The 17,220-nt window shown below is 67.4% G+C and carries 19 protein-coding genes and 1 tRNA gene; 10 read left to right on the top strand and 10 right to left on the bottom strand.

Annotated features, from left to right (window positions below):
- Positions 1 to 41: 41 nt before the first annotated feature.
- Positions 42 to 968, bottom strand: a complete 927-nt coding sequence (locus tag FND50_RS29560; RefSeq protein ID WP_144288040.1) for a DNA-3-methyladenine glycosylase — start codon at positions 966 to 968, stop codon at positions 42 to 44.
- A gap of 72 nt (positions 969 to 1,040) precedes the next feature.
- Between FND50_RS29560 and FND50_RS29555 the strand changes: the two genes are divergently transcribed.
- Together FND50_RS29555 and FND50_RS29550 are read left to right on the top strand one after the other, a co-directional pair.
- Entirely contained in the window at positions 1,041 to 1,568 is a 528-nt protein-coding gene (locus FND50_RS29555) for a ribonuclease H (protein WP_144288039.1), read from the top strand.
- A gap of 63 nt (positions 1,569 to 1,631) precedes the next feature.
- Positions 1,632 to 2,507, top strand: a complete 876-nt coding sequence (locus FND50_RS29550; protein WP_144288038.1) for an amidohydrolase family protein — start codon at positions 1,632 to 1,634, stop codon at positions 2,505 to 2,507.
- A gap of 42 nt (positions 2,508 to 2,549) precedes the next feature.
- Here FND50_RS29550 and FND50_RS29545 read toward each other — a convergent pair whose 3' ends face one another.
- Entirely contained in the window at positions 2,550 to 2,993 is a 444-nt protein-coding gene (locus FND50_RS29545) for a VOC family protein (RefSeq protein WP_144288037.1), read from the bottom strand.
- A gap of 409 nt (positions 2,994 to 3,402) precedes the next feature.
- A tRNA-Arg gene (locus FND50_RS29540) sits at positions 3,403 to 3,475 on the bottom strand.
- Positions 3,476 to 3,546: 71 nt separating this feature from the next.
- Between FND50_RS29540 and FND50_RS29535 the strand changes: the two genes are divergently transcribed.
- Positions 3,547 to 4,317 (top strand): dienelactone hydrolase family protein, encoded by a 771-nt coding sequence (locus FND50_RS29535; protein ID WP_144288036.1) that lies wholly within the window; start codon positions 3,547 to 3,549, stop codon positions 4,315 to 4,317.
- On the opposite strand, the gene FND50_RS29530 is transcribed toward FND50_RS29535, so the two are convergent.
- Positions 4,318 to 4,575: a hypothetical protein gene (locus tag FND50_RS29530; protein ID WP_005254226.1), complete on the bottom strand. Its 258-nt coding sequence runs from the start codon at positions 4,573 to 4,575 to the stop codon at positions 4,318 to 4,320. It lies immediately after the preceding gene.
- Between the two features lie 175 nt (positions 4,576 to 4,750).
- On the opposite strand from FND50_RS29530, the gene cycA reads away from it, so the two are divergent.
- Both cycA and FND50_RS29520 read left to right on the top strand, forming a co-directional pair.
- Positions 4,751 to 6,229, top strand: coding sequence for a D-serine/D-alanine/glycine transporter (gene cycA / locus FND50_RS29525; protein ID WP_186301172.1), 1,479 nt, complete (start codon positions 4,751 to 4,753; stop codon positions 6,227 to 6,229).
- A 113-nt stretch (positions 6,230 to 6,342) separates the two neighbouring features.
- Entirely contained in the window at positions 6,343 to 7,131 is a 789-nt protein-coding gene (locus FND50_RS29520) for a M23 family metallopeptidase (protein ID WP_144288035.1), read from the top strand.
- A 4-nt stretch (positions 7,132 to 7,135) separates the two neighbouring features.
- Here FND50_RS29520 and FND50_RS29515 read toward each other — a convergent pair whose 3' ends face one another.
- Positions 7,136 to 7,396, bottom strand: a complete 261-nt coding sequence (locus tag FND50_RS29515; RefSeq protein WP_144288034.1) for a hypothetical protein — start codon at positions 7,394 to 7,396, stop codon at positions 7,136 to 7,138.
- A 118-nt stretch (positions 7,397 to 7,514) separates the two neighbouring features.
- Between FND50_RS29515 and FND50_RS29510 the strand changes: the two genes are divergently transcribed.
- Entirely contained in the window at positions 7,515 to 9,023 is a 1,509-nt protein-coding gene (locus tag FND50_RS29510; RefSeq protein WP_144288033.1) for a glutamate-cysteine ligase family protein, read from the top strand.
- Positions 9,024 to 9,041: 18 nt separating this feature from the next.
- Here FND50_RS29510 and FND50_RS29505 read toward each other — a convergent pair whose 3' ends face one another.
- Together FND50_RS29505 and FND50_RS29500 are read right to left on the bottom strand one after the other, a co-directional pair.
- Positions 9,042 to 10,223: a globin domain-containing protein gene (locus tag FND50_RS29505; protein ID WP_144288032.1), complete on the bottom strand. Its 1,182-nt coding sequence runs from the start codon at positions 10,221 to 10,223 to the stop codon at positions 9,042 to 9,044.
- Between the two features lies 1 nt (position 10,224).
- Positions 10,225 to 10,701, bottom strand: coding sequence for an Rrf2 family transcriptional regulator (locus FND50_RS29500; protein ID WP_007296473.1), 477 nt, complete (start codon positions 10,699 to 10,701; stop codon positions 10,225 to 10,227).
- Between the two features lie 250 nt (positions 10,702 to 10,951).
- Between FND50_RS29500 and FND50_RS29495 the strand changes: the two genes are divergently transcribed.
- The 3 genes from FND50_RS29495 to FND50_RS29485 all read left to right on the top strand — a co-directional run bounded on the left by FND50_RS29495 (position 10,952) and on the right by FND50_RS29485 (position 13,889).
- A complete protein-coding gene (locus FND50_RS29495) occupies positions 10,952 to 11,836 on the top strand; it encodes a universal stress protein (RefSeq protein WP_144288031.1) in 885 nt (294 codons plus the stop codon).
- A 72-nt stretch (positions 11,837 to 11,908) separates the two neighbouring features.
- Positions 11,909 to 12,949, top strand: a complete 1,041-nt coding sequence (locus FND50_RS29490) for an LLM class F420-dependent oxidoreductase (protein WP_005573597.1) — start codon at positions 11,909 to 11,911, stop codon at positions 12,947 to 12,949.
- 49 nt (positions 12,950 to 12,998) lie between these two features.
- Positions 12,999 to 13,889: a universal stress protein gene (locus FND50_RS29485; protein ID WP_144288030.1), complete on the top strand. Its 891-nt coding sequence runs from the start codon at positions 12,999 to 13,001 to the stop codon at positions 13,887 to 13,889.
- Positions 13,890 to 14,089: 200 nt separating this feature from the next.
- Here FND50_RS29485 and FND50_RS29475 read toward each other — a convergent pair whose 3' ends face one another.
- The 3 genes from FND50_RS29475 to FND50_RS29465 all read right to left on the bottom strand — a co-directional run bounded on the left by FND50_RS29475 (position 14,090) and on the right by FND50_RS29465 (position 16,411).
- On the bottom strand, positions 14,090 to 14,353 hold the full coding sequence (locus FND50_RS29475) for a hypothetical protein (protein ID WP_144288029.1): 264 nt from the start codon (positions 14,351 to 14,353) through the stop codon (positions 14,090 to 14,092).
- Between the two features lie 220 nt (positions 14,354 to 14,573).
- A complete protein-coding gene (locus tag FND50_RS29470) occupies positions 14,574 to 15,524 on the bottom strand; it encodes an acyl-ACP desaturase (protein WP_065492129.1) in 951 nt (316 codons plus the stop codon).
- Positions 15,525 to 15,547: 23 nt separating this feature from the next.
- Entirely contained in the window at positions 15,548 to 16,411 is an 864-nt protein-coding gene (locus FND50_RS29465) for a nitroreductase family protein (RefSeq protein WP_144288028.1), read from the bottom strand.
- 172 nt (positions 16,412 to 16,583) lie between these two features.
- On the opposite strand from FND50_RS29465, the gene FND50_RS29460 reads away from it, so the two are divergent.
- Positions 16,584 to 17,219, top strand: a complete 636-nt coding sequence (locus tag FND50_RS29460; RefSeq protein WP_005254213.1) for a response regulator transcription factor — start codon at positions 16,584 to 16,586, stop codon at positions 17,217 to 17,219.
- The last annotated feature ends 1 nt before the right edge of the window (position 17,220 follow it).

Here is a 17,220-nt window from a genome sequence, read left to right as displayed (position 1 = left end):
TGGGTATGGGAAACGCGTGTGGGGTCTCCGCGAATGCGGGGTCAGTGCCAGGTGTGGTCGACGAGCGCCGTGCGGGGCCCGAACTTGGGTTTGACGGCCTGTCCGCTCACCTCCAGCAGTCGCACGGCCCGATGGCGGTGCGGTTGAAGCGGGGCCAGGTACTCCACCATCTCGGCGTCGTCGAGGGGCTTGCCGAGCAGCGACCACCCCACCACCGCGGCAAGGTGATAGTCGCCGACCGACAGGGCGTCGGGGTCGCCCAGCGCACGCTGCGACACCTCGGCCGCCGTCCAGATCCCGACGCCGGGAATGGACATCAGCCGGCGATTCGCTTCCTCGCGAGGGAGGTCGACGATCTTCTCGAGCCGGTCGGCGACCTGCGCGCAGCGGACGATCGTCCGGGACCGGCTGGGGTCGACGTTGGCCCGGTGGAATTCCCAGGACGGAACCCGCCGCCACACGTCCGCGGTCGGGGGCAGCCTCATCCCGTCCGGAGCGGGTCCGGGAGCGGGCCCACCGAACTTCCGCACGAGGCGCCGCCACGACGCGAACGCGGCGACGCCGTGCACACGTTGCTCGAGGATCGCGGGCACGAGGGCCTCCATCACCCGGTCGGTGCGGCCGAGGCGCAGGTGCGGGAATCGGCGGTGGGCCTCGACGAGGATCGGATGGTCGGGGGCGAAGTCCGCGCAGTCGTCGTGGTCGCCGACGAGGCGGCCCAGTCCGGTGGACAACTCGTGGGCGCCCGGACCCCACGCCTGACAGCGCACCGAGTGGCGGTCGATCTGGGTGATGCGATAGGTGACCGGGCCCGACTTCTGCACCGACGTCCGCCAGATCGAGCCGTCGGCCGTCCGGCGGTGGCAGGGGTCGCCCTTGCCGCGTTGTAGAGGCTGCAACGACATGGCGACGTCCAGGGGGCGCCGCGCGGTCACGGTGGTCTCGACCACCTCCAGCGAAACCGTCATCGAATGCAGCGTATCCACTCCGAACGCGACCGCCACCGGCGGATGTCGGAGCGCGCACGTAAAGTCCCAGCCATGATCATCGTGAGTACCGACGGATCCTGCCTCCGCAACCCCGGTGGGGCGATCGGCTGGGCATGGGTCAATCACGAGGGTCCCAGCCAATCGGGTGGCGAACCCTCCGGGACAAATCAGATCGCCGAGCTGCGGGCTCTGCTCGAAGCGATCACCGCGCATCCCGGGGAAGATCCGCTGCTGATCGAGTCCGATTCCCAGTACGCCATCAAGTGCGCGTCGGAGTGGCTGCCCGGGTGGAAGCGCAAGGGCTGGAAGACGGCGGGTGGCGCTCCCGTCAAGAACCTCGCGCTGGTGCAGTCCATCGACTGGGCCATCAGCGAACGCCCCGGGCCCGTGCGTTTCCGCTGGGTTCGTGGCCACGTCGGCAACCACTACAACGAGATGGCCGACGTCCTCGCCGGCGAAGCGGCTCGTGCCGTCGCCTCCGGTGCGCTCGCACCGGCGCCGGTCCCTGCCCCCGCGCCTGCACCGGCAGCAGTCGCGCAATCCACCCCCGAGGCGGAGGACGCGTTCACGCTGTTCTGAGGCGGCCCCCGTTTTGACCTGCCGGGGTTCTGCGTCCGGCACACTGCGTCGAGGAGAAGACTGTTGTCCGAGGATCTGAGGGTGCAGGAGTTCTGGCGTGCGCTGGGGCTGCCCGGCATCATCGACGTCCACACCCACTTCATGCCCGCGAACGTGATGGAGAAGGTGTGGGGTTACTTCGACGCGGTCGGTCCCCTCACCGGACGTGAGTGGCCCATCCACTACCGGCACGAAGAGGATGTCCGCGTCGAACACCTCCGTGGGTTCGGTGTCCGGCGGTTCACGTCGATGATCTACCCGCACAAACCGGAGATGGCCGCGTGGCTGAACCAGTGGTCGGTCGAATTCGCCGAACAGACCCCCGACTGTCTGCGGACGTCCACGTTTTACCCGGAGGAATCCGCGGCCACGTATGTCGCGGAGGCGGTCGAATCGGGCACGCGCGTCTTCAAGTCCCACATCCAGGTGGGCGACTATTCGCCGAACGATCCGCTCCTCGACGCCGTGTGGGGTGTGCTGCAGGAGTCGGGTGTCCCGGTGGTCATCCATTGCGGGTCGGGGCCGGCGCCCGGCACCTACACGGGCCCCGGCCCGATCGCCGAGTTGCTGTCGCGGTACCCGAGGCTGCACCTGATCATCGCCCACATGGGTCTGCCGGAGTACCGGGAATTCCTGGACTTGGCCGACCAGTACGGCAACGTGTATCTCGACACCACGATGACGTTCACCGACTACACCGAAGCGGCCACACCGTTTCCACGCGACCAGGTGCACCGGCTGGCGGATCTGCAGGAACGCATCGTGTTCGGCAGCGACTTCCCCAACATCCCGTATCCCTACCTCGACGCACTCGAGGGACTCACTCGATTCGACCTCGGCGAGCCGTGGCTGCGAGCGGTGTGCCACGACAACGCGGCGCGGCTCTTCGCGATCGACTGACGACCCGGTGTGGTGCCGCGTCGATCCGGTTCCGTGTCACCGTCATTCGCCGTCCGGCCAGTCACCGCTGCTCTCGCCCGGGCGTAGGGTGCCGAACGTCCACTCGAAGCCCTCGAGGTCGAGGACCCGGCAGCGATAGTTGCCCCATTGGGTGTTCGCGGGTTCCCAGACCGAGGTGGCACCGGCCTCGACGGCGGTGGCGTAGACCTCGTCGACTTCGCTGTCGGTGCCGACGCTGAGATACGTGCCGTGCCCGACGGTCTCGCCCCGGAGCGCCGGCCGGTCGTAGTTGCCGTCGTCGCTGAAGAGCATGATGGCGGCGTCGCCTCTCCGCAATTCGGAATGCATGATCCCGCCGTGGTCGTCCGGGAACTCGAGGGTGGTCTCGAACCCGAACGCGCGCTCGAGCCAGCGCAGAGCGGCCGGGGCGTCACGGTAGGCGAAGTAGGAGTGCAGGGCTGCCGGGCGGTTCTCGGTAGTGGTCATGGGGCGACGATACGAACGATCGAGGTCAGCCACGGTCCGCAATATCCGTATCCCCGGAATGTCGGCGCGGGCGCGGACCCCGCTGACCGAGCTACCGTGCGCTAGAAAGGATTCCACCAGTTGATGAACGCGATATAGAGGTTGGTCGGGAAGAAGAACTCCCAATCCAAACCCATGTACGGCAGGTCGGGCAGTATGCCGATCATGATCCCGTCCCGTTGTTCGTCAGGGCGGCCAACAGGTGCAGCAGGTTGGCAATCAGCGGCGGGAAGATATCGATGTCCACCCAGTTCATGAGACTCTCCTCGGGTCGTCCCGACCTGCCTGGCGTATCGCCTGCGGCGTGACCTGCGTTACCTCGTCCAAGATGCGGGAGCGGATGCAGTGAGGACTACCGCGGGCAGGAGAGTGCCCTCGGCAGGATTCGAACCTGCGACCTACCCTTTAGGAGAGGGTTGCTCTATCCCCTGAGCTACGAAGGCGCGGTGCACGCGCGGGGCGCACACCGAGGTGAGTGTAGCGGGAATGGTGGTGCGCTCGCGATGGGGAGGGCATGGTTGTCGCAGATGTTCTGGAAGTGACGACGGAACGGGAGACGCACATGTCCGAGATCGACTTGACCGACCTCGCTGCGCGGCACGACGGTTCGCTGAACCTGCACGGTTATCTGGCGCGGCCGTCCGGTGAGGGTCCGTGGCCGGGTGTGGTGATGGTGCACGAGGCGTTCGGCTTGGACGATGTGATGCGTCGGCAGGCGGACCGGCTGGCGTCGGCGGGGTTCCTGACTCTGGCGCCGGATTTGTTCAGTGCGGGCGGTGCGCGACGCTGCCTGGTGGCGACGATGCGGGCGATGCTGTCGGGGAAGGGCCGGGCGTACGGCGACATCGAGGCTGCCCGTCAGTGGTTGTCCGGCTCGTCGGACTGCACGGGGAAGATCGGGGTCATCGGGTTCTGCATGGGCGGCGGGTTCGCCCTGATGACCCTGCGCACGGGTTTCGATGCGGCGGCCCCGAACTACGGGGTCCTGCCGCGCGACCTCGAGGGGGCGGTGGCGGGTGCGTGCCCGGTGGTCGCCAGTTACGGCGGGAAGGACTTCGCGCTGCGGAACGCGGCGGCCAAGTTGGAGGCGGCGCTGACGAAGGCCGGCGTGGCTCACGATGTGAAGGAGTACCCCACTGCCGGTCATACGTTCTTGAACGACGAGCTGGCCGGACCGAAGGTGCTGCGTCCCCTGGCGAAGGTCACGGGGATGGTGCCCGACCCGGAAGCCGCCGCCGACGCGTGGCGGAGGATCGACGGTTTCTTCGGGGAGCACCTGGGTTGATCAGTGGATGTATTGGCGGGCGCTCGAGGTGGCGTGCCGGTAGTCGAGTCCGCACGCCCGGACGACCTGCCCGAGACTGAGGTAGCCCTCGACGCTCGTGGCCTTCGCGAATTTGCCGTCGGCCCGCACCGTGACCGTGACGCTGGACGCGACCGAATCGACCCGGGCGAGTTCGTACTCGTCGACGCCGTCGGCGGCCTGAGCCACGCAGGTGATTGCGCCCTGGGCGTACGCGATCTCGATCAGGTCCTCGATCATGTGCAGGCTCCTCGCTCGAAGTAACGAACTGAGGTTAGCCTTAGCTACTCGGCTTCTGTCAAGTCCCTCGATGCGGAATGCCGTCCTCGGCCGTGGTCCGCAAGTGGTCCCGGCGTAACGTGACCCACGCTTTCGGACGGTGACAGCAAGGACTGAGAAGGGTTGCAGGTGTTCCATGGCTGACCGCACTTCCTCGACGGGCTCGATCGGATCGGAACCGGGTGATGGCTCAGGGACGGGGCCGGCCGGCGAGCCGCATCTCTCCAGGCAGCTCGCCAACCGGCATATCCAGCTGATCGCGATCGGCGGAGCAATCGGCACGGGCCTGTTCATGGGGTCCGGGAAGACGATCTCGCTGGCCGGGCCGTCGGTGATCTTCGTCTACATGATCATCGGTTTCATGCTGTTCTTCGTGATGCGGGCGATGGGTGAGCTGCTTCTCTCCAACCTGCATTACAAGTCGTTCTCCGACTTCACCGCCGACCTGCTCGGCCCCTGGGCCGGGTTCTTCACGGGGTGGACGTACTGGTTCTGCTGGATCGTCACCGGCATCGCCGACATCGTCGCGATCTCCGGTTACGTGCAGTACTGGTGGCCCGACCTCCAGCTGTGGATCCCGGCACTGATCGCCATCGCGGCGCTGCTGCTGCTGAACCTGCCGACCGTGCGGGCGTTCGGTGAGACCGAGTTCTGGTTCGCGCTGATCAAGATCATCGCCATCGTCAGCCTCATCGTGGTCGGGCTCGTGATGGTGTTCACGCACTTCACGTCGCCCAACGGGTCCGAGGCCGGCTTCGACAACCTGTGGAACGACGGCGGCATGTTCCCGACCGGGGCGATGGGCTTCGTGGCCGGATTCCAGATCGCGGTCTTCGCGTTCGTCGGTATCGAGCTCGTCGGCACCACGGCGGCCGAGGCGAAGGACCCGGAGAAGAACCTGCCGAAGGCCATCAACTCGATCCCGATCCGCATCCTGCTGTTCTATGTGGTCTCGCTGATCGTGATCATCTCGGTCACGCCGTGGCGTGAGGTCGTCCCCGGGGAGAGCCCGTTCACGGCGATGTTCACCCTCGCCGGCCTGGGGATCGCGGCCGGGGTCATCCAGTTCGTGGTGCTGACGTCCGCGGCGTCCTCGGCGAACTCGGGCATCTATTCGACCTCGCGGATGATCTACGGCCTCGCGCAGGAGGGGGACGCGCCGGCCCGGCTCGGCCGGCTCTCCTCCCGCAAGGTCCCGGCCAATGCGCTGATGTTCTCGTGCGCCTTCCTGCTGTCGGCGATCGCACTGCTGTTCTCCGGCGACTCCGTCATCGAGGCGTTCACAACTGTGACGACAATCTCATCGGTGCTGTTCATGTTCGTGTGGACGATGATCCTGGCGAGCTACATCGTGTACCGGAAGCGTCGACCCGAACTGCACGAGGCGTCGAAGTTCAAGATGCCCGGCGGTGTGGTGATGTGCTGGGTCGTCCTGGCGTTCTTCGTGTTTCTCATCTGGGCGCTGACCCAGGAGGCGGACACCCTCGAGGCTCTCCTCGTCACCCCGGTATGGTTCGTCGTGCTCGGGATCGCGTGGGCGGTGATCCGCCGGCGTGCCCCGCACCGCGCTCGCTACGCCGCGTTCAAGGCAGAACTCGAGGAGCGCCGAACATAAACGTTCGGTAACGGTGGCGCGGATCTATATCGTTTTGTTACATTCGTCGCCAGACAGAGGAGCCCACCCCGGACGGGGAGAGCTGCAATCCGACGACTGACGAGGTATTTACTGTGGGTTCCCACCACCGGGCGAACGGGTCTTCCGTTCGCTTCGAGATCGATCCGGACGCGGCGCGCGGACGCCATCGCAACCAGCAGACCGGAGCGGGTTTGGGCATCAAGGCCGCGACTGTTGCGGCCGCCACCGGGGCCATCGTGGTCGGCGCAGCCCAGCTGGGCGCCGGAAACGCCGCTGCCGCCCCCGTCGACTCCCACGAGACGAGCGGCGCGCAGACGCTGCCGGGTGTGCCGTTCGAGATCCCGGCCGGTGTCCTTCCCGCCGGCTTCGAGCTGCCCGCAGACCTCGGTGCCGCCGCCCAGAACCTCGGCGGCCCGGACCTCGGCGCTCAGGCGCAGCAGTGGCTGTCCAACGTCAACCCGGTCAAGCCGCACGCGGTTCAGCCGGTGTCGGGCAAGCTGACCTCCAACTTCGGTTCCCGCTGGGGAGCACACCACGGCGGCATCGACATCGCGGCCCCCATCGGCACCTCGGTGCTCGCGGCGGCCGACGGCCAGGTCATCGATGCCGGCGCGGCGTCCGGTTTCGGACTGTGGGTGCGTCTGCTGCACGACGACGGCACCGTCACCGTCTACGGACACGTCAACGACTACACCGTGAGTGTCGGGCAGCGCGTCACCGCCGGGCAGGAGATTGCCCACGTCGGTAACCGCGGCCAGTCCACCGGACCGCACCTGCACTTCGAGGTACACGACGCGAGCGGAAACAAGGTCGATCCGGGGCGCTGGCTACAGGACCGCGGCGTGGCCGTCACCTGGGGCGACGCAGGCGCCAACGCGTAAGGGCCTATTCCGGCTCGAGGTCTTCGTCGTTGCGGAACACGAGTGGTCCGCTGTCGAGGGCGATCGCCCAGCGTCGTGAGACGGCCCAGTCGCGGCCGTACGAATCGTTGCTGATGTCCTGGACGCCGGCGAAATCGTCGACGATGACGCCGGCCTCCAGGGGCCACTTCTTCTCGGCCAGTTCGTGATCGGCCGAATGCCGCGTTTTCACGCGCGTGCCCACGGAGAACTCTGGTTTCTTCTTGGAGTCGGTATCAGGCGTCATCTCAAGTCCTTCCGCTCACCAGCGTCTGGTTCGAGGTTAGCCCGCCATCCCGCATTCGCGCGGGATGAACGGATATGCTCCCCCGTGAGCGCAGTTCGACGCGCAGTTGGGGAGTGGTATGGGTCGCGAAGTGACGTCTCGGACATTCACCCGAGAAGACCGGCGTCTGTTCCGGCAGAAGGTGCTCATGTGCGTCGACGCGCTCGAGAGAATGCTGCGGGAGGGAGCGTTCGTCGACGAGGTCGACCCGCCCAGGCCCATGCTGGGCATGGAGATCGAGTTCAATCTCGTCCACGCCGACATGACGCCCGCGATGTCCAATCTCGCCGTTCTCGAGTCGATCGACGACGACGCCGTGTTCCAGACCGAACTCGGTCAGTTCAACGTCGAGATGAACGTCCGGCCGGGTCCCCTGATCGGTGAGGGGACGTTCGAGCTCGAACGCACCCTGCGCGCGTCGCTGCACGTCGCCGACGCGCGGATCCACGGGCACGACGCCCAGCTGGTGATGGTGGGCATGCTGCCGACGCTGCAGCTCGAGCACCTCGGCAGGGAGTGGATCACCGCGAATCCCCGCTACGAGCAGCTCAACGATCAGATCTTCGCCGCGCGGGGGGAGGACATCGAACTCGACCTCGAGGGTGTGCCGCTCGAGGGCCGGCTCGCCGAACAGCTGAAGGTGGACGCCAATTCGGTGCTCCCGGAAGCCGCATGCACGTCGCTGCAGCTGCACCTGCGCGTCGCGCCCGACGAATTCGCCGCACACTGGAACGCCGCGCAGTGCCTGGCCGGTGCCCAGGTGGCCCTCGCCGCGAACGCGCCGTTCATGGCGGGCAAGGCGCTGTGGCACGAATCCCGCATCCCGATCTTCGAGCAGGCCACCGACACGCGTCCACTGGAGCTCAAGAACCAGGGCGTGCGGCCCCGCGTGTGGTTCGGGGAGCGATGGATCACGTCGGTCTTCGACCTGTTCGAGGAGAACTCCCGATACTTCCCGGCACTGCTGCCGGAGGTCTCCGACGTCGACCCGGCGGCCGAACTCGACGCGGGCCGGGTGCCGGACCTGAGCGAACTGCAGATGCACAACGGCACCATCTACCGGTGGAACCGCCCGGTATACGACAGCGACGACGGCAAGCCGCACCTGCGGATCGAGAACCGGGTGCTGCCCGCGGGCCCGACCGTGCTCGACACGATGGCGAACGCCGCGTTCTACTACGGCGCGCTGCGCGGGCTCGTCGAATCGGATCGGCCCGTCTGGTCGCAAATGTCGTTCAATGCGGCCGAGGAGAACCTGCACGCCGGCGCGAAGCACGGCATGGACGCCGAGTTGTACTGGCCCGGTGTCGGGTTCGCGGGCGCCGACGAGCTCGTCCTGCGGCGGCTGCTGCCGATCGCCGACGAGGGGCTCGCCGCGTTCGGACTGTCCGCGAAGGCCCGCGACCGCTACCTGAGCGTCATCGAGGGCCGGTGCGTCACCCGGCAGACGGGGGCGTCGTGGCAGCGTGCACAGGTGGTCCGGCACGAGAACGCCGGTCTGAGCCGGGCGGAAGCCCTGGCCGCCATGCTGCGTCAGTACGTGGAGAACATGCGTGAGGGCAGCCCCGTTCACACCTGGCCGGTGTGAACGGCGCCGCCGTGGCTCTCACACGGTGGCCGACCAGCTGTCCGGACCGAACACCTCGTAGTGGATGTTCTCGGCGGGCACGTCCTTCGCGAGGAGCGCCTCCCGCATTCCGAGCATGAACGGCAACGGACCGCACAGGTAGGCGCGAGTACCGGGCGCGATCGTGACCTCACCGAGGTCGGCCCGTCCCTCGCGCAGGCTGCCCTCGGGCCGCCGGGCGCCCAGGTCTTCGTACCAGCGGTGCATCACCGCGAACGGCAGACGTTCCACCAGTTCGGTCAGCTCCGCGCGGTGCGCGTGACTGCTGGCCGACCGGTCGGCGTGGAGTACCGAGATCGGTCGGCTGTCCTCGGTGTCCGCGAGGTGGCTGAGCATCCCGATCATCGGCGTGCACCCGATGCCCGCGGACACGAGCAGCAGCGGAGCGTCGTCGTCCTGCAGGACGAGATCGCCGAACGGCGTCGACACCGCGAGGACGTCATCTTCGAAGACGTTCTGGTAGAGGAAGTTCGACACCTCGCCCGCTCGTTTCACCGAGATCCTCCAGTCGCCGCGCGACGGGGCCGACGACAGGCTGTACTGGCGGATCTGGCGCGCACCGTCCGGCAGGTGAACCGCCACGGACAGGTACTGCCCTGGAGCGAACGACGGAAGCTGCGAGCCGTCGAGGGAAGTGAGCACGAACGAGACCGTGTCGGCGGACTCGTGGCGGCGCTCGCGGACCCGCACGTCCCGCCACACGTCGCCGACCGTCACTCCCGCCGAGGCGTAGAGCCCGGCCTCCATCGCGATCAGGGTCTCCGCCATCAGCCAGTACACCTCGTCCCAGGCCGCAGCGACCTCGGGAGTGACGGCGTCGCCGAGGACCTCGACGATGGCCGCGAACAGGTGTGTGTGCACGATCGCGTACTCCGCGGGCTCGATCCCCAGTGAGGCGTGCTTGTTCGCGATCCTCGAGAGGATGAGGTCGACGCGCGCCTGATCGGGCTCGAGTTGGAGGGCCGCGAACGCGGCGATGGCTCCGGCCAGCGCTTTCTGCTGTTCGCCCTGCTTCTGATTTCCGCGGTTGAACAGGTCTCGTTCGAGTTCGGGGTGCGCGTCGAACAGCTTGCGGTAGAACAGCGTCGTGATGTCCGAGATCGCGGCGCCGACCACGGGCAGGGTGGCGCGGATGACGTCCGTCGAGGTGGGCGAGAGCATGTCATTCTCCGATCGTTCGAGAAATCTGGGAAGTTGTGGCGGCGGTTGCTCGCGGGAGGGCGAGCAGCACGGTTCCGGTGGGGGACCGGGTGAGGTCTTCGATCGTGAGGGCGTCCAGCGACTCGAAGAACGCATTCTGTGCGCGTCGCAGCGCCGACCGCAGCAGGCACCCCGATCGCAGCGGGCACGGTTGGGCGCCGTCGCAGTCGACGACCTCCGAATCGCCTTCGAGTCGGCGGGCGAGCCATCCGACGGAGGCGGTGCGCCCGAGTTCGGTGATGGCCAGACCGCCCGCGCGTCCCCGGCGTGCGTCGACGATGCCGAGCTCACCCAGCCGGGTAATCACCTTGGCGGCGTGGGTGTACGAGACCGACAGTTCCTCGGCGATCGCCCGGCTCCCCGGTCGTTCGCCGTCCCCGGCGACGGCCAGTCGCATGACGACCCGCAGTCCGAGGTCGGTGAACTGTGTGAGTTGCATAACCCGAACGTACTTTAATTCTCATCTCGGATACCAAATTTGTGACCGACGTCGCTACCGACGGAATCTGAGCGGAAAATGCAGTGGCCCAGTCATTTTCGAGCTGGACAGACCACTCCATCTCTTCATCATCGCCGAAGTCGGCCGTCACGGCTACGGGCGGAGAGCCCGAGATGGTGGGGACTTAAGTCCCTCGTCGAAAGGCGAAGGGCGGCAGACGCGAAGCGGAGGCCGGGGATAGTGTGAAGTCATGAGCACACGGGACCGCAACAGCGTCGTCGTCGGTGTCGACGGATCGGACACCTCGAAGTCCGCTGTTCGGGTGGCCGCCGAACTGGCCACCGAACGTGGACTGAACCTGAAGATCATCCACGCACTCGACTTCGCTCCGTACGGGTTCGGCGGTCCCTACATGGATTCGGGCGGCGTGTACGAGTGGGTCGAAGCGAGTGGCAAGGCGATTCTCGCCGAGGCGCAGGAGCAGGCGTTCGCGGTCAATCCCATCATCGACGTCCACACCGAACTGTCGATCGGCAGCAGTGCCCAGTGGCTCGTCGACCTGTCCGAGAACGCCCGGATCGTGGTGGTCGGCGCGTCCGGGTCCGGAGCGGCCGCCACCGCACTGCTCGGGAACACGGCGATCAACGTCACCAGTCACGCCCACTGCCCGGTCGTCGTGGTCCGCGGCGACGCCCACGCCGACGGACCCGTCGTGGTCGGCGTCGACGGCAGCCCCACCAGTGAGCGGGCGATCGCGGTGGCCTTCCAGGAGGCGTCGCTGCGGAACGCGCCGTTGGTGGCCGTCCACGTCTGGAGCGACCTCGGACCGGCAGCGTTCGAGGACCCGCGGGCCGCGGCGCTGGTGCCGCAGGGGCTCGAGGAGGACGAACACGCCGTTCTCGCCGAGAGCCTCGCCGGCTGGCAGGAGAAGTACCCCGATGTGCGGGTCACCCGGGAGGTGTACATCGACAATCCGCGGGCGCGATTGCTCGAGTGGTCGAAGAAGGCGCAACTGCTGGTGGTCGGCAGCCGGGGGCGCGGAGGTTTCAAGGGGATGCTGCTCGGATCGACCAGCAACAGCCTGGTCGGTGGGGCACATTGCCCGGTAGTCGTCGTGAGGCCTGCACGCCCCTGACGCCATTGCTCGCAGTAGTGTCTGAGTTGAAGCAGGAACAGGTTGCAGATAACGCCAGGATTGGGGAACGACGTGCGCATAGGTATGGGCTTGAACTACAGCGGCGGTTTCGCCGAGACGGTCGAGGAGGTCGCCGACCTGGAGAAAGCCGGACTCGACATCGCGTTCGTGCCCGAGGCCTACTCGTTCGACGCGGTGAGCCAGATCGGCTACCTCGCCGCCAAGACCACGACACTCGAACTCGCGTCCGGGATCTTCCAGATCTACACCCGCACGCCCAGCCTGACCGCCATGACGGCCGCCGGCCTCGACTTCGTGTCGGACGGACGCTTCGTGATGGGCCTCGGCGCCTCCGGACCACAGGTGATCGAGGGCTTTCACGGCGTCAAGTACGACGCCCCGCTCGGGCGCACCCGCGAGGTCGTCGAGATCTGTCGCAAGGTGTGGCGCCGCGAGAAGGTCGAGTTCCAGGGCAAGTACTACCAGATTCCGCTGCCCGCCGAGAAGGGCACCGGGCTGGGCAAGCCGCTGAAGATCATCAACCACCCTGTGCGTGATCGCATCCCGATCGTCATCGCCTCACTCGGGCCGAAGAACGTGGAGCTGACCGCCGAGATCGCCGAAGGCTGGGAACCCATCTTCTACCACCCGGAGAAGGCGGCGAGCGTGTGGGGCGAGCCCCTGGCCAAGGGCAAGGCGAAGCGCGACCCCAGCCTCGGTGAGCTGCAGGTCTTCGCGTCGCCCGCCCTCGCCATCGGCGACGACGTCGAGCACATGCTCGACTGGGTCCGCCCCGGGCTCGCGCTGTACATCGGCGGCATGGGCGCGAAGGGCAAGAATTTCTACAACGACCTCGCGGTCCGGTACGGCTACGAGAAGGAAGCCGAGACCATCCAGGACCTCTACCTGTCGGGCAAGAAGGACGAGGCCGCCGCCGCGGTGCCGGACGATCTGGTGCGGGCCGTGTCGCTGATCGGTCCGGAGAGCTACGTCGCGGAGCGGGTGGCCGCCTTCGCCGAATCCGGGGTCACCACGCTCACCGTCACCCCGCTCGCCGCGGATCGTGCGGGACGCGTCGCGTTGGTCGAGAAGCTCCGCAAGATCTGCGGGTAGCCCCGCGAACCCCAGCAGGGCCCAGCCGGAAGAATCAGGAAAGGTGACCATGACCGGAACCAAGCCGATCGTTGTGGGTGTGGACGGATCCGAGGCGGCCTCGGCCGCCGTGGCGTGGGCCGCTCGCGCCGCCGCCGCACTGTCGCTCCCGCTGCACATCGTGACAGTGGTGCACATTCCTGCCTTCTACTACACCGAGCCGTACCTGGCCGAGAGCTTCAAGGAAGAACTCGAGGACACGGCGAAGGCCCGGCTCGGCAGCGCGCGGGTGCACGCCAAGCAGACGGTGGACGAGCCGCTCGACATCACCACCGAACAGCACGAGGGCAAGGTGAGCCAGACACTCATCGAGCTCTCCGCGAACGCGCACATGGTGGTGCTCGGTTCGCGCGGGCACGGTGAGTTCACCGGTCTGCTGGTCGGTTCCACCACCTCCGCGGTCGCGGCGCACGGTCATTGCCCGCTGGTGGTCGTGCGGGGGCGGACCATGGACGGGCAGCCACCGACAGAGGGGCCGATCGTGGTCGGCATCGACGGCTCGGAAAGCAGCAAGGCGGCGGTGGAAGTGGCATTCGAGCAGGCCGCCGCCCGCGGAGCGAGCCTGGTCGCGGTCAACGTGTGGAGCGATGTCAGTGTGCAGCCGTCACTCGGCGCCAGCCCGGAGGACCCGCTGTGGAGCAGCATCCAGACGGGCGAAGAAGTGGTGCTGTCGGAGCGCCTGGCCGGGTACCAGGAGCGGTACCCCGATGTGACGGTCGAACGCGTCGTCGCGCGGGACCGCCCGGTGCGGGTGCTCAGCGAGTTCGCCGAGAAGGCGCAGCTGATCGTCGTGGGCAGCCGCGGCCGGGGTGGCTTCACGGGAATGCTGTTGGGCTCCACCAGCAATGCGTTGCTCCACACCGCGGATTGCCCGGTGATGATCGTCAGGCCGGAAAGCTAGCACCCCCGATCGCGACGATGGTGCGGTAGCCTTCGCTCGACTTCGCAGAGGAGGCTCGAGTGAAGGCAACCCTCACACTCCGGGGACTGGTCGCCGGCTCAGTGGTTTCCCCGCTCGCTTCCCGTCGTCCTCTTCTCGCCGGGCTTCCATGCGCCGCGGACGCTGTACACGATCGCCGCCGAGGATCTCGCGAGCCGCGGCTACGTGGTGATCAGCATGGACCACACGGGTGAGGCCCTCGCGACGGTGTTCCCGAACGGCCGCGTCGTCACGTCACAGATCACCGACCCGTACGCCGCCGAACCCAGAAGAAGGCGCTCGACACCCGGGTGGAGGATGCGAGTTTCGTCGTCGACACCGTCGAATCCCTCTCCCGCGGTGACGACCCCGACGGGATCGGCCGGCTGTTGCCGGACGGTCTCCCCGAGGCCGTCGATCCCGACCGGATCGGGATGTTCGGTCATTCGAACGGCGGAGCCACCACCACGCAGGTCCTCCTCGACGATCCGCGGGTGGACGCCGGGTTCAATGTCGAGGTTTCAGCCTCGGCACGGCTCCCCGCCAGGAGGTGGTCGACACCACCAACGACCTCGTGGCAGGGATGTTCGACCGCTTCCTGAAGGGGGCTCCCGCACCCGAACTCGACGACGCCGCGTCGCGGTTCCCGCTGGTCTTCGAGGTGCGTTAGCGGGCCGCGACGCGCCCGCCGCGCCGGGCTTCGCGGGCGAGCGCGCGATCCCGCGACTCCTCGAACCGGGCGGCCTTGGCTTCCAGGCTCTGCAGGAACACCGCCAGTTCCTCGCGGCAGCGTTCACCGTCCGGTCCGAAATCGTTACGCTCGAACATGTTCCACTTCCGGAGCACCGGTAGGACGACGTCGTCGAGATGCTGGCGCAGGTCGTAGATGCCGCCCTTCGCGATCAGGACCGCGTTACGGCGGAAATTGTGCATGCCCGCACCGGGCATCTGGAAGTTGGTCACCACCTTGTGGATCGCGGCAATCGCCTGATCGGGTGCGACGTCCAGGGCGGCACCGACGATGTTGCGGTAGAACATCATGTGCAAGTTCTCGTCGGCCGCCACCCGGGCGAGCATCCGGTCCGCGATCGGATCACCGCACGCCTTACCCGTGTTCCGGTGCGACACCCGGGTGGCCAGTTCCTGGAACGTCACGTACGACACCGAATCCAGCATGGACCCGCCACCGGGATCGAAGCCCTGTGTCATGTGGTCCATTCGAGCCTGCTCGAGCGCTACCGGGTCGACCCCTCGCGTCACGACCAGATAGTCCCGCATCACGATGGAGTGCTTGTTCTCCTCCGCGGTCCACCGGCCCACCCACGTGCCCCAGGCGCCGTCGAGTGAGAAGTGCTGGGCGATCTCGCGGTGGTAGGACGGCAGGTTGTCCTCGGTCAGCAGATTGGTGATCATCGCCGCCCGCGCGGTGTCGCTGAGCTGGGACTGCTCCGGATCCCAGTCCTCCCCGCCCAGCGCCGCGAAGTTGCGGCCGTCGTCCCACGGAACGTAGTCGTGGGGATGCCAGTCCTTCGCCATGGCCAGGTGGCGGTTGACGTTGTCCTCGGCGACGTCCTCGAGTTCGTGCAGCAGTTCGCGGTCCGTGAGTACGCGGCTCACAAGGGCACTCCGTTTCTGGTCTGTCAGTAACCGATTCGCAGGATCAGCTGTGGATGGCCCGGCACGTCGAGTCGATGTGCGAGGCGACGCGCCGAATCGTCGACGCGCAGCGGGTGGGAGAGGATGGAGGCGCCCAGCCGGGCGTCGACTGCGGTCAGCCACGCTCGTTCGACCGCGATTCCGGTGCGGACCAGGTCGATCGACTCCTGCGTGTCCGAGACGAACACGAGGACGGTCTCGCCCTCGATCGCCGCGGCGAGGCGTGCCGAGTCGGGGACGCCGCGGGTGACGACGGTGCGGATCGTGTCGACCGACTCGTGACCGCTCTGCGGCAGCCAGTGCGACGTCCACGGGAAGAGGTCGCGCTGGTGACCGGGATCCTGCCGAACCCGGTCAGCGGAAGAGAGGAGCACGTCGGCGAGCGCGGGCGCCTCGTCCGCGGCGAGCAGCCGGGCGCGGACGCCCTCCGTCGCCGCCGCGCGGATGATGTCGTCAATGGTTGCTGCGGGAACCGGTATGTCGACGAACGCTTCTCGATGACTCCGGCGGCGAGCCATGGCGGAGAACAGCCTCAGCTCGGTACTCGACGGCGAGGCCGTGCCCACGGCCCGGACGGACGCGACGAGGTCGGGCCTGCGCGGATCGGGCATCAGGTCGGTCTCGATCTTCCTGCCGAGCGCCCGCAACGCGAGCTCCACGTTCGCGACGCCCGCGCCGCACGAGATCACGCGGTCGGCGCGCGGCGTGTCCGTGAAGCCGCGACGCTCGCTGATCTCGGCGCAGCTGCCGTCGAGCCGCAGATCCCACGGCTGGGTGTCGTGGATCGACGGGGCCGAGACGATGGCGCGGGAGACCACCTCGATGTCACTGAGCGACCAGCTGTTCATCGCGACCTCCACTTGTGGTGTCCGGGTGTTCCCCCGCAACCTCAGCTTTCCGCGCACCACGGCGCCTGCGCTTGGGTCGAAGGTCCCCAATGCGGGGGGGAGAGGTCCCGGAGGGGTGGGCTCCGGTCGCCGGCGCGGTACGGTTCGAGGAGAAGACGGTGGAGGTGCAGACATGACCACGCGGGTGTTCCTGGTCGACGACCACGAGATCGTGCGACGAGGCCTGGTCGATCTACTCGGCAGCGTGCCCGACCTCGAGGTGGTCGGGGAGGCCGCGTCCGTCGGCGAGGCGATGGCGCGCATCCCGGGTTGCGGCGCCGACGTCGCCGTGCTCGACGTCCGGTTGCCCGACGGCAACGGTGTCGAACTGTGCCGGGACCTCCGCGCGGCCCTGCCCGAACTGCGGTGCCTGATGCTCACGTCGTACTCGGACGACGAGGCGCTGTTCGACGCCATCATGGCCGGAGCGTCCGGATTCGTCCTCAAACAGATCCTCGGCACCGACCTGGTCGCCGCCGTGCGAACGGTGGGGGAGGGCGGTTCGTTGCTCGACAGCAGGGCGACGTCGGCGCTGATGAACCGGATCAGGTCCGCGCGCCGGGAAGACCCTCTGGCGGAACTGTCCGAGCAGGAACGCGCCGTGTTCGAGTTGATCGGCGAGGGGCTCACCAACCGGGAGATCGCCGAGCGGCTCTTCCTCGCCGAGAAGACGATCAAGAACTACGTGTCGCGGCTGTTGTCCAAACTCGGGATGCAACGACGCACGCAGGCGGCCGTGCTGGCCACCGAACTACGCAACCAGCGCTGAA

Origin of the sequence: Rhodococcus sp. WB9, from assembly GCF_007558985.1 — a bacterium.
Lineage (GTDB): Bacteria > Actinomycetota > Actinomycetes > Mycobacteriales > Mycobacteriaceae > Rhodococcus_F > Rhodococcus_F opacus.
Note: the sequence above shows the minus strand (reverse complement) of the source record. Positions and strands in the feature narration are given on the sequence as shown.

Coding starts and splice junctions, on each gene's coding strand:
- FND50_RS29545 (WP_144288037.1), bottom strand. CDS start 2,993: ATGACCACTACCGAGAACCGCCCGGCAGCCCTGCACTCCTACTTCGCC.
- FND50_RS29560 (WP_144288040.1), bottom strand. CDS start 968: ATGACGGTTTCGCTGGAGGTGGTCGAGACCACCGTGACCGCGCGGCGC.
- FND50_RS29495 (WP_144288031.1), top strand. CDS start 10,952: ATGAGCACACGGGACCGCAACAGCGTCGTCGTCGGTGTCGACGGATCG.
- FND50_RS29555 (WP_144288039.1), top strand. CDS start 1,041: ATGATCATCGTGAGTACCGACGGATCCTGCCTCCGCAACCCCGGTGGG.
- FND50_RS29500 (WP_007296473.1), bottom strand. CDS start 10,701: ATGCAACTCACACAGTTCACCGACCTCGGACTGCGGGTCGTCATGCGA.
- FND50_RS29515 (WP_144288034.1), bottom strand. CDS start 7,396: ATGACGCCTGATACCGACTCCAAGAAGAAACCAGAGTTCTCCGTGGGC.
- FND50_RS29505 (WP_144288032.1), bottom strand. CDS start 10,223: ATGCTCTCGCCCACCTCGACGGACGTCATCCGCGCCACCCTGCCCGTG.
- FND50_RS29465 (WP_144288028.1), bottom strand. CDS start 16,411: ATGAACAGCTGGTCGCTCAGTGACATCGAGGTGGTCTCCCGCGCCATC.
- FND50_RS29460 (WP_005254213.1), top strand. CDS start 16,584: ATGACCACGCGGGTGTTCCTGGTCGACGACCACGAGATCGTGCGACGA.
- FND50_RS29535 (WP_144288036.1), top strand. CDS start 3,547: ATGGTTGTCGCAGATGTTCTGGAAGTGACGACGGAACGGGAGACGCAC.
- FND50_RS29510 (WP_144288033.1), top strand. CDS start 7,515: ATGGGTCGCGAAGTGACGTCTCGGACATTCACCCGAGAAGACCGGCGT.
- FND50_RS29475 (WP_144288029.1), bottom strand. CDS start 14,353: ATGACCGAACATCCCGATCCGGTCGGGATCGACGGCCTCGGGGAGACC.
- cycA (WP_186301172.1), top strand. CDS start 4,751: ATGGCTGACCGCACTTCCTCGACGGGCTCGATCGGATCGGAACCGGGT.
- FND50_RS29530 (WP_005254226.1), bottom strand. CDS start 4,575: ATGATCGAGGACCTGATCGAGATCGCGTACGCCCAGGGCGCAATCACC.
- FND50_RS29485 (WP_144288030.1), top strand. CDS start 12,999: ATGACCGGAACCAAGCCGATCGTTGTGGGTGTGGACGGATCCGAGGCG.